Below are 11,590 nucleotides of genomic sequence, written 5' to 3' on the forward strand. Positions count from 1 at the left end.
TTTTGAAATTAATGTTTTGCCTAAAACATCCATCACTTCAATAGTATCAATGGTTGTAGAAGTATTTTTAAAAGCAAATGTCACGATATCCGAGGTTGGATTCGGATAATACTCAAAAGTATCAGCATCAAAAGCATTCACACCTAAAGTCGCAACAAATTCGGTAGTGCAAGTATTGGTCACAATCGCTGGATTGAAGTCGAATAAAATATTAGCCGTATTTGGAATTACATCACCCAAAGCAAACCCCGATTTTGGTTTAACTTGAAAAACAATATAACCATGACCGGTCACTTCATCATTTTCAACTGTTGGCGGTAAATCGATACCTTCAAAATCCCAAGTTAGGGTATTATTAACACGTTTTAAAACAAACGGATGACTCGAAGTAAGCATTCTCATGCTGCTTTCGTCAAGTTGACTGTCGAGCACATCATTGACTTTGACATTCACGGCATTGGCGGTTCCGGTATTTTCAAAACGAATGGTATACGTTAAATAATCATCGGCTGAAAAAGTCGAAAACACTACTTCACCGGAATGACTTTCAGATTTATCATTCGGATCATAAGAACCCACAATAGTTTGTGTCAGACTTGAAGCATTGTTGTTTGTATTGGTGTCATTTGCAGGAATTGAAATCGAACAAGAGTTGGTTAATTGTTGTCCTAAAGCAATGGTAGGAATCGTAGGAACTTGCATGTTTACCGTAATGTATCGTGTTTGGTTGGGTAATAAGTTTACGAAATCAAACGCAAATCCATTAGCATTTGTGATGGCCCCAGATTCTGAAATACTGGTGATAGTCAATAGTGGATCTTTAACAAAAGTAACTGTTCCCGAAGCTATAGTTTGGTTGCCATAATTGGTGTAACTCAGATAATTTTGATAGATAAATCCAGGACGAGGTGGCGCACTGTAATTATAGAGTTGTACAGCCAAATCAGAATATGGCGTAACTGTTATCGGAAAATTATAAGTGGTTATTCCTGAACCAAGCGCAACGGTAATGTTCGAGTATGATGCAGGATTTACGGTATAATGAGTCGCAAATTCACCGTTGATTGTATAACTTAGATTGTAAGAATTGGTAGCGTTCGATTCGTAAATAAAATGCATGCCATTAGAAGTTGAAACGTTATTAGCCGTGCCGCCGTTAATGGCATAGTGGAATTCGCCATAGGTAAAATTAGGTTCAACATCATCCTGAATACTGTTCGTATTGTAATCATAAAAAGCATTGAGTTTGATGCCGTCAGGAATATTCAAATGCACGGTTGTTGAATCCAATGAAAGCAAAAAAACTTCACCATAATATCCCAATACTTTAGCATGCTTTTCAACCATACCCGTTGTAATATCTTCTTGCGTTAAAACATGCGTGCCTATAAAAGCACTATTGTTGGTTTCATTAGCTTGTAATGAAATCGGATCTCCTGAAACGCTCAATTCAGTGCTCGTTACAGTCACATTGGTAGCTGTTGTTGCACAAGAATGATTTGTTACTACAAATTGATAATTAATTACATCACCAACATCGGTTATATCATCGGCATTGAAATCTACATAACTTCCAATCATATCTAATGAAAGACCATTGTTTTGATAGATGGTAAACCAAACAGGATATGATCGATAACAACCTGCAAGTAAAATATCTTCTGCTAAAACGTCTAACGAATAAAGACCATTTGCCAAATTAGGTATTGAAAAAGTTTCTCCAGTGCCATTATAAGTAGTAATGTTGTTTTCGTTTGTTAACGTGATTGTCCATGTTCCTACAGCCGGCAATCCCGATAAATTCACTATTCCGTCATTGACTTCATTACATAAAGGTTGAACAATAGAATCAATTACAGGCGTATTGGCTCTGCAAAAATCGACGAGGATGGTTACCGTAGCATTATCGCAATTGTTCGGATTATTCAATTCGCAAATTTGGTATATTAGAGAATAGGTACCACTCGACATCATTGTATTGACATGAATCTGACCATTAGCATCCAAATCGATTCCGTCATTACTCACCCATATTAATGAAAGAGCCACTTGATTTAGAGAAACAGGAAGCGCATTTAAAAAATCATTACTCAAGATGTTTCCAACACCAGGAGGTGAGATACCGCCATCTAAATTACTCAAAAAAACGGTATCATCATTAGCATTGATGGTTTGTGGAATGGAGCTATTCATCGTGCCTGAACCCATGCACCCATTGGCATCAGTGACCGTAACAGTATAGGTTCCGGAAGGCAAATTAAGCACATAAACATCATTGCCCGTTTCGCCGGTTAGTGGCGTGCCATTGTAACTCCATTGGTAAGTGTAGGGTTGTTGTCCGCCACTTGGCATGGCAATGATATTGGATGATGGAAAGTTCAAAGTAGCCGACATTTGAACATTCAGCATTGTGTTCACAATCAAATTAAAAGGAATGATTGTAATGGCTCCTGAAGTTAAATTTTGTAAGCGACCAAAAAGCACCTGTTGTGAGGATGTCGATTGATAATTTGTCGTCTCAACAATCGCATTGCTGTTAGCAGCGGCATCACTTTGTGTTAAGTGATAAGTAACGGCAAAGTCATTTGGATTTTGATTTGACAAAAGTATAGCATTCATCGGTGTTAAATCGAAAGTAGTATTGCCACAATAATTATTCAATTCATTCAATTGGGCATTACCAGCAAAACTGATTAGTAGCAGCAATAGGAAAATTGATTTTTTCATAACCAAAAATTTAGATTATTCTTTAATGATTTTAACGGTTTTCTCTTCGTTTTTGGCTTTTACTTTTACGAAATAAATGCCTTTAGAAAGCAGCGACAAATCGATTGTTGCTTCAGAGGCTTCGATGTTTTTTGTCAAAATCGTTTGTCCTAAAACAGAAGTGATGGTCATCGAATCCATAACAACATCATTGCTTATGTGAAATGCATTTTTCACAGGATTAGGATAGAAACTAAACTGATCAAAAGCAAAACCTTTCGTAGCTAAAGTGTTTACAAATTCCGTAGTGCAAGTATTCGTTACAATGGCCGGATTAAAATCAAAGAAGATATCCGCAGTATTCGGAATAATATCGCCAAGCGAATAACCTGCTTTTGGTTTTACTTGAAATACAATATAACCATGACCAATGTTAGTATCTTCAACAGATGGCGGTAATTCGATGCCGTTGAATTTCCAGGTCAAATGCGAGCCTACTCTTTCTAAAATATAAGGATGACTTGAGCGCACCATGCTCACCGTAGTTTCATCTAAATGGTTGTCTAAGATGTCGCTTACATTAACATTGATTGCATTGGCCGTTCCGGTATTTTCAAAACGAATGGTATACGTTAAATAATCATTAGCTGTAAAGGTTGAAAACAACACTTTTCCACCATGGCTTTCACTTTTGTCGTTCGGATCATAAGACCCAACAATGACTTGAGAATAACTGCTGTTGTTATTGGCAGGATTAATATCGCCAACAGGAATAGTAATCGAAGCGCTATTGGTCAATAAATTGCCAATGCTAACAATAGGAATAACTGGAACCTGCATGTTTACAGTAAAACCTCTGACTTCATTTGGAAGTAAATTGCTGAAATTGTATGTAAAACCGGTAGCATTACTTACTGTTCCTGCTTGAGAAACAGATAGAATCGTAACCAAATTGTCTTTAGTAAAACTAACCGTTCCTGATGGGATAGCAACGTTTCCTGAATTGCGATAGCTTACGTAATTATAATAAGTAAAACCAGGTCTTGGGGATACACCGTAAGGATATACTACAATTTCAAGATCTTTGAAAGGAACCACGGTAACGGCAAAATAGAAAGTGGTTATTCCAGAACCAGCCGCGACTGTAATGTTATTGTAATTTGCGTTAGTGACTGTATATTGTGCCGCATTAGCACTGTTTACGGTATAACTTAAGTCGTATGAAGTAGCAGGATTGCTTTCATACAAATAATAATCTCCATTAGAAGCAACGTTAGTGGGAACGCCGCTGTCATTAATGTCGTAATGATACTCGCCTAAAGAGAAATTATGCTCGGAAGCATCTTTAATTCCGTTACTGTTTGCATCAAGGAAAGCTACTAATTTGATGCCGTCTGTTACATTCAAAGTAGTGGTTGCAGCCGAAGCCGAAGTCACAGTTCCGGAGCTTGCCGTTCCTGTAGCGGTTATTGTTTTATACACAAAACCAGTATTAATATCATTTTGAGTCAGCGGATAAGTCGCAGAAAAAGTGGTAGTGTCTGTCGCACCTGCAGCCAGAGAAACTGGATTTCCGGTTACATTCAACCCAATACTATTGACAATAACATCAGTCAAATTACAACTGCTGATATTAGTGACCCCAATATTATAAGTGATAATATCGCCTACATTGGTAATGCCATCAGCATTAAAATCAACATAAGTTGCAGTCAATGCGGTGGTGAGATAGCCGACTTCAATATTTAGAGGTGGCGAAAAACAACCAGTAGCATTCGCGACATTGATCGTGTATTTTCCGGGAGTGATACCGGTTAGTGTTGTTACGACCCCGCTGCCGGTTTTGATTATGACTCCGTTGCTATAGATATTCCATGTGCCAACCGCAGGCAATCCCGACAATTGAATGGTCGACAATGAATTAAAACAAGAAGGTTGTGTGATAGTAGCAACCGGCGTAGTAACGGTACATCCAATGCTTACCGCTGCAAAACCAGATGCACAGTTGTTCGGATTTGCGTTTTCACAGATATAATAGTTTATCGTATAAGTGCCCGTCGGAGCAGGACCATTAGAGAAAACTACACCGCCGTTTTCATTAATAGAAAGATAATTACTGGTCGAGGAAACTTGAGAAATAGAAACTTGAGATAAAGTCAGCGGCAAGCCATTTAAAGTATCATTCGCCAAAACATCTTGAATTACAACCACCGGAGCAGATCCATTCGGAGTGTTTGCATAATCTTTTACAGCTCGAATTTGATTGGGAACTACACTAACGAAAATATCAGCTTGGGCACAATTGCCAGCGTTGTTGGCATCACAAATCTCATAACCTAAATAATAATTTCCAATAGGTGCAGGCCCATTGAATAGCACAGAACCAGTTGATGGATTTATAGAAAAATAACTACTGGTTGAAGAAATCTGAGCAATAGTGACTTGTGAAATCGTTATTGGAAAGCCATTCAAACTGTCATTGTTCAAAAGATCTTGAATGACAACCGTTGTACCAGTATTATTGATAATGGAGCCACTATCATTGTTTGCTACTATTTGAGAAAAAATAGGATTGCTAAAAAGCCCAATGATAACCAAGATAAAACCTAAAAATGAGGATTTTTTTTTCATAGCGTAAGAGTTTAATTCTCAAATGTATGAAATAAAATCTCACAAAATATTAAATGGATATTACCATTTAGAATTCGGCGGTTTTGAATTAGAATTCGCAATTACTGCAAATAAACACAATGATTATAATAGTCGATGATGGCCTTTCCTTCTAACAAAACATCAGCGCCAATAATGCCTTGAACGGGTTTGGATTTATGCTGTGTCAACGCTTCATTCACATGCGATAAATCGAAAATAACCAAATGAAAATGGTTGTTTTTCCATGTTCCAATTTGCAATTGATTGCCTTTAGCCAATTGTGTAAACATTCCGGTTGCTCCGGCGCCTGCGGCTTTGGTTTTCGATTTTCCTGCGGTAAGTTGAAACAATTCGATACACTCAAAACCAACACAACTGTTGCTCGCTCCGGTATCGAGAATGAAATTTCCACGAACACCATTGATGCGTGCTTTGATTAGCAAATGCTGGGTTTTAGTTACTTTAAAGCGAATCTTTTTGTACTTTTCTTTTTTAAGAATATCGTGTAAGTCTTTCATTTTTTTACCGCAAAGGCACTAAGTTTTGCGCTAAGGTCGCAAAGTTTTAGGAAATAGTTTGTTTTATGTCGTAATTTTGAACTTTAAAATTTGCATTTAAAAACCGATGATAATTACCGATACACACACCCATCTTTACAGCGAAGAATTTGATCAAGACCGAAATGAAATGATACAAAGAGCTATCAATAAAGGTGTTTCTCGTTTTTTTATTCCCGCAATTGATTCCACTTGTACCGAATCAATGTATGATTTGGAACAAGCTTTTCCTGAAAATGTATTCCTAATGATGGGCTTGCATCCAACGTATGTCAAAGACAATTATAAAGATGAATTGCTTCATGTCGAAACCGAATTGTCGAAAAGAAAATTCTACGCCATCGGTGAAATCGGAATCGACTTGTATTGGGATAAAACACATCTCAAAGAACAGCAAGACGCATTTCGCCATCAAATCAAATTGGCGAAACAATTTCAATTGCCCATTGTCATTCACTGTCGTGAAGCTTTCGATGAAATTTTCGATGTACTCGAAGCGGAGAAATCGCCGGATTTGTTCGGAATTTTTCATTGCTTTACTGGAACTTATGAGCAAGCGTTACGTGCCATTTCCTTCAATATGAAACTCGGAATCGGTGGTGTAGTCACATTCAAAAACGGCAAAATCGACCAATTTCTAAATCAAATCGATTTGAAACATATTGTTCTTGAAACCGATTCACCTTATTTAGCGCCCATTCCATACCGAGGCAAACGAAATGAAAGCAGCTACATCATCAATGTGGTTCAAAAATTGGCCGAAATTTACAAGCTTTCACCAGAGGAAATCGCCCGAATTACTACCGTAAATTCTAAAACTGTTTTTGGGATTTAATCGAAAAAGTAACTTAGGATGTCAATAAAATTTTGTTCTTTTGTTGCATTAAAATAAATTTGTAAGATGCAGAAATTTGATGCGATTCGCCCGTTTTATGACACGGAAGTCAATGAAGGAATGCGATCGTCAGTCAATCATCCGATGATGAAAGCGCTGATGAATTTTACGTTTCCTGATACACCCGATGAAGTCTGGAAAGAACAATTACTGAAAACGCATTCGATTCGTGATTTTCAATGCAATTTTATTTATCAATCGGTTCAAAAAGTTTTAGAGAAAAGCTCCGATGGGCTTTCGACTTCAGGTTTCGAAAAACTCGAAAAAAATACCGCTTACCTTTTTATTTCCAATCATCGCGATATTATTCTCGATACTTCTTTGCTCAATGCCGCCTTATTCGAGCACGGTTTGGTCATGACGGCTTCGGCGATTGGGGATAATTTAGTCAAGAAATCTTTTCTGTTGACGTTGTCAAAACTCAATCGAAATTTTCTTGTGCAGCGCGGTTTAGCACCAAGAGAATTGTTGCAAAGTTCCAAATTGATGTCGGAATACATTGGGCAATTGTTGCTTCGTGAAAATCGCTCCGTATGGATTGCACAGCGCGAAGGCAGAACCAAAGATGGCAATGATGCGACGCATACCGGTGTTTTGAAAATGCTCGCGATGGGTTCGGATGAAGAAAATCTGATGGACTATTTCAAAAAAATTAAAGTGGTTCCGGTTTCAATTTCTTATGAATACGATCCGACCGATGCGCTCAAAATGCCGCAACTAATGGCCGAAGCGAATAATGAAATTTACATCAAAGAAAAGAATGAAGATTTCATGACATTATTAAGTGGTATTATGGGACAAAAGAAACGTATTCACATTCATATTGGCGATGTGCTTGACAGTGAATTGGATCAAATTGCCAATGAAAATGACAACACCAACAAGCGAATTCAAGCTTTAGCCCAAGCCATTGATGATTCGATATTGAACAGTTATAAATTGTGGCCAACGAATTATATCGCCTACGATATCCTCAATAAAACCAATACATACGAAACGTTTTACACCGAAAATGAAAAGAAACTTTTCGAAAAAAGACTCGACATCAAAATCGACCAAGACAACCCGATTGCTTTAGAAGGATTTTTAAATATGTATGCCAATCCGGTGGTCAATAAAATGAAATATCAAAATGCTCACTAAGCCCAACATTCTGCTGATTTATACCGGTGGAACGATTGGTATGATGAAAGATTTTGAAACCGGAGCACTCAAAGCGTTCAACTTTAGTAAGCTGTTACAGAAAATTCCCGAACTCAAACAACTCGATTGCCAAATCGAAACCATTTCGTTCGAGCATCCAATCGATTCCTCGAATATGAATCCGTCGATGTGGATCAGAATGGCGACTATCATCGAAGAAAATTACACCAAGTTCGATGGATTTGTTGTCTTGCACGGTTCCGACACGATGTCTTATTCTGCGTCAGCATTGAGTTTTATGTTAGAGAATTTAGGCAAACCGGTTGTGTTTACAGGGTCGCAATTGCCGATTGGAGATTTACGAACTGATGCGAAAGAGAATTTAATTACGGCCATTCAAATCGCTTCGTTGCAACAAAAAGGCAAGCCCGTCATTCATGAAGTGTGTTTGTATTTTGAATATAAATTACATCGCGGCAACAGAACTACAAAGATTAATGCGGAACATTTCAATGCGTTTACATCACCCAATTATTCGCCTCTAGCCGAATCGGGCGTGCATTTGAAAGTGAATCACCATTTGATGCTACCGAAAAACAACAATAAGAAATTCATCGTTCATAAAGAGCTCGATGATAATGTGGTCATTTTAAAAATATTTCCGGGCATTAATGAAAATGTTTTGACTTCCATCCTAAGTATTCCAAACCTCAAGGGAATGATTCTAGAAACTTATGGTTCGGGAAATGCACCGACCGAAGAATGGTTTCTTTCTGCTTTGAAAAAAGCCATCAAAAAAGGATTGCATATCGTCAATGTCACACAATGCTCCGGCGGAAGTGTTAATATGGGACAATACGAAACCAGCACAGGCTTGAAGAAAATTGGAGTGATTTCAGGAAAAGACAGCACCACAGAAGCTGCCGTCACCAAGTTGATGTATCTTTTGGGACAGCATGTTTCGGCAAATGTTTTCAAAACCATTTTTGAAACTTCACTGCGTGGAGAATTATCCTAAAAAATAGGTTTTTTAATTTCTGTAACTGAATTTTTTTGTAGTTATTTGCACCCGCAATCAATAGAAAGGTGGCCGAGTGGCTGAAGGCGCACGCTTGGAAAGCGTGTTTATGGTAACATAACGTGGGTTCGAATCCCATCCTTTCTGCAATAAAACCGAAGCGGGAGCTTCGGTTTTTCTTATATAAAAAACTGCGTTGAAAGTTCACTTTCATAAGCAGTTTTTTATATAAGAAAAACAGCCTTTGCAAAAGGCGAAGTTTTATTGACAGGTTCCCCCACAAGGGATCACCGCAGGTAATCCCTATGAAGTTCAGTTCCAACGCAATTTTATAAAAGAAAAACAGCCTTTGCAAAAAGCATAGTTTTATTCACAGATTACTCCACCAAGACTCGCCGCAATTAATCCCAACTTATATTAACCAAGCCTTCATATAAGCGAAAGCGAATGCTTTAATTCATTTACTTACAATTCATCTTCTAAGTTATTCTAAGGAACACCATTTTTTAAAATCCTCAGAACTTATTTCAAAAAAACTTAAAGAAAATTTGCGTAACCGAATTATTACATATATTTGTAACCGATTGGTTTCATAATTAAATAAAAACACATGAGAAGAGACGTATTTCAAGCCATAGCAGATCCGACACGTAGAGACATTCTGCATTTGATTTCGAATCAATCTTTGAATTTAAATGCGGTGTCAGACAAATTTAATATCAGCAGACCGGCAATATCGAAGCATATTAAAATATTGACGGAATGCGGATTGGTTACCATCAATCAAGTGGGGCGCGATCGTTTTTGTGAAGCCAGACTCGACAAGCTTTCAGAAGTTTCGGTTTGGGTAGAACAGTATAAAAAATTCTGGGAATCCAAGTTCGATTCGCTCGAAGGTTATTTAAATCAATTGCAAACTGTGGATCATAAAAAGCAGACCAAAAATGGTAAATAACATCAAAGATAGAACCATCGAAATCGAAAGAACTTTCCATGCGCCAATTGAATTGGTTTGGGAAGTATGGACGAATCCCGAACACCTCAAAAACTGGTGGGGACCCAATGATTTCACCAACACCATATCAAAAATGGAAGTGCAACCCGGTGGCGAATGGAATCTCGTCATGCATGGGCCCGACGGAACCGATTACAAAAACAAAAGTGTTTTCAAAGAAGTGATTCATCATAAAAAATTGGTCTATGATCATATTTCAGGACCGAAATTTACAGCAACCGTTGTGTTTGAAAGTCGTGGCAACTCAACCCATATTCATTGGCAAATGCTTTTCCTAAGTAAAAAGCAATTGATTGAAGTGGTCAAAAAATTTAACGCAGCCGAAGGATTGAAACAGAATATTGAAAAACTAGATGCTTACTTAAACCAATTAAAATAATCACTCAAATAAAATCATATGAATTCAAATGTAATACAACTCGAAAGGTTATTCGATGCTCCAGTCGCAACGATTTGGAAAGCATTGACCGACAAAACTGAAATGAAAAAATGGTATTTCGACCTTGAAGAATTTAAAGCCGAAGTGGGTTTCAAATTCTCCTTTACCGGAGGTCCAAGTCCGGAAAAGCAATACGTACATCTTTGTGAAGTTACTGAGGTTATTCCACAACAAAAGCTCACTTATAGTTGGGCTTATGAGGGTTACGCGGGAATTTCGCATGTCACTTTTGAATTGTCGTCGCAAGAAAATAAAACACTTTTAAAATTGAAGCATACCGGAATCGATACTTTCCCACAATCGCAACCTGATTTTGCAATATTCAATTTCAATGCAGGATGGAATGGTATTCTAAACAAAAGTCTCGAAGCGTACGTAGAATCTATTAATCAATAATAAAATGACAACAGAAAACAACAAAGCTGTCATCCGAAAACTCAACAAAGGATTTGAAGCCGATAGTGATGACATGATTTTGTCTTGCTTAGCCGATGATGTTCGTTGGGATGTTGAAGGACATTTCACAGCGATTGGGAAGTCAGAATTTAGGGATAATATACGCGGCGAAATGGCAGATGGCCCGCCAACAATTACCATTAAAAATGAAGTCGCGGAAGGGAATTATGTAGCTGTTGAAGGTCATGTATCTTGCGGAATGAAAAATGGAATGGTGTTTAAAGGCGTATTCCACAATGCGTATTATCTCGAAAACGGGCTCGTCAAAAGGATGAATTCGTACGTCGTGCCTTTATCAATGTAAGTCCAAACCGCATTTGGAAGAGAGCCTAGATTGCTTGACAATTCTGATGAGTAAGAACTGCAGTCTGTGAAACAGGAAGTTGTGTATTTATTTATTACCTGAATGCTTTATTAATCCTTTGGATTCGGATTCTAAAATCCAGATAATTCGCTTTTCAATCATAGATAATTGCGATAATGCAATGTTGGCGACTTCATGAGCGTGAGCATAAGTGGCAATTTTTGGAAGAAACTCTTCAAGTTCTTTTTTTGCCCAATAGATTTCAAGTAATTGTTCGTCGAGCGAATATTCGCTGCCAATAGGTGATCCGAGCACATTCTTGTCTCGGGCTTGAGGTAGGTTGGTGTTCATGCAAAATAGATTAAGGGTGCAATAAAGGTAAGAATATTACATTGTTTTTTATTG

At 37.8% G+C, this 11,590-nt stretch carries 10 protein-coding genes, 1 tRNA gene and 1 pseudogene; 8 read left to right on the plus strand and 4 right to left on the minus strand.

Translation table 11 applies throughout. The features are described from left to right. The 3 genes and pseudogenes from RMO03_RS04495 to RMO03_RS04505 all read right to left on the minus strand — a co-directional run. Positions 1–2,727: pseudogene (locus RMO03_RS04495) on the minus strand (hypothetical protein); the annotation flags it as partial. A gap of 15 nt (positions 2,728–2,742) precedes the next feature. Then, the gene (locus RMO03_RS04500) at positions 2,743–5,337 is read right to left on the minus strand and encodes a T9SS type A sorting domain-containing protein (RefSeq protein WP_309640895.1); all 2,595 of its coding nucleotides are present in this window, start codon (positions 5,335–5,337) and stop codon (positions 2,743–2,745) included. A gap of 101 nt (positions 5,338–5,438) precedes the next feature. Continuing rightward, complete coding sequence (locus RMO03_RS04505; RefSeq protein WP_309640896.1) at positions 5,439–5,876, minus strand: retropepsin-like aspartic protease; 438 nt, start codon at positions 5,874–5,876, stop codon at positions 5,439–5,441. Between the two features lie 106 nt (positions 5,877–5,982). Between RMO03_RS04505 and RMO03_RS04510 the strand changes: the two genes are divergently transcribed. The 8 genes from RMO03_RS04510 to RMO03_RS04545 all read left to right on the plus strand — a co-directional run bounded on the left by RMO03_RS04510 (position 5,983) and on the right by RMO03_RS04545 (position 11,185). Further along, the gene (locus tag RMO03_RS04510; protein ID WP_309640897.1) at positions 5,983–6,750 is read left to right on the plus strand and encodes a TatD family hydrolase; all 768 of its coding nucleotides are present in this window, start codon (positions 5,983–5,985) and stop codon (positions 6,748–6,750) included. A gap of 66 nt (positions 6,751–6,816) precedes the next feature. Beyond that, complete coding sequence (locus tag RMO03_RS04515) at positions 6,817–7,953, plus strand: 1-acyl-sn-glycerol-3-phosphate acyltransferase (protein WP_309640898.1); 1,137 nt, start codon at positions 6,817–6,819, stop codon at positions 7,951–7,953. Next, entirely contained in the window at positions 7,943–8,971 is a 1,029-nt protein-coding gene (locus RMO03_RS04520; protein ID WP_309640899.1) for an asparaginase, read from the plus strand. The genes RMO03_RS04515 and RMO03_RS04520 overlap by 11 nt, the downstream gene beginning before the upstream one ends. A gap of 62 nt (positions 8,972–9,033) precedes the next feature. After that, positions 9,034–9,118: transfer RNA gene (locus RMO03_RS04525), tRNA-Ser, on the plus strand. 463 nt (positions 9,119–9,581) lie between these two features. Next, complete coding sequence (locus tag RMO03_RS04530; RefSeq protein ID WP_309640900.1) at positions 9,582–9,926, plus strand: metalloregulator ArsR/SmtB family transcription factor; 345 nt, start codon at positions 9,582–9,584, stop codon at positions 9,924–9,926. Beyond that, a complete protein-coding gene (locus tag RMO03_RS04535) occupies positions 9,916–10,365 on the plus strand; it encodes an SRPBCC family protein (RefSeq protein WP_309640901.1) in 450 nt (149 codons plus the stop codon). The genes RMO03_RS04530 and RMO03_RS04535 overlap by 11 nt, the downstream gene beginning before the upstream one ends. Positions 10,366–10,383: 18 nt before the next feature. Next, positions 10,384–10,821: an SRPBCC domain-containing protein gene (locus tag RMO03_RS04540; RefSeq protein ID WP_309640902.1), complete on the plus strand. Its 438-nt coding sequence runs from the start codon at positions 10,384–10,386 to the stop codon at positions 10,819–10,821. A 4-nt stretch (positions 10,822–10,825) separates the two neighbouring features. Next, the gene (locus tag RMO03_RS04545; protein WP_309640903.1) at positions 10,826–11,185 is read left to right on the plus strand and encodes a nuclear transport factor 2 family protein; all 360 of its coding nucleotides are present in this window, start codon (positions 10,826–10,828) and stop codon (positions 11,183–11,185) included. Between the two features lie 87 nt (positions 11,186–11,272). Here RMO03_RS04545 and RMO03_RS04550 read toward each other — a convergent pair whose 3' ends face one another. Next, a complete protein-coding gene (locus RMO03_RS04550) occupies positions 11,273–11,536 on the minus strand; it encodes a hypothetical protein (RefSeq protein WP_309640904.1) in 264 nt (87 codons plus the stop codon). Positions 11,537–11,590: the final 54 nt, after the last annotated feature.

The organism is Flavobacterium sp., assembly GCF_031411595.1.
Taxonomy (GTDB): Bacteria; Bacteroidota; Bacteroidia; order Flavobacteriales; family Flavobacteriaceae; genus Flavobacterium.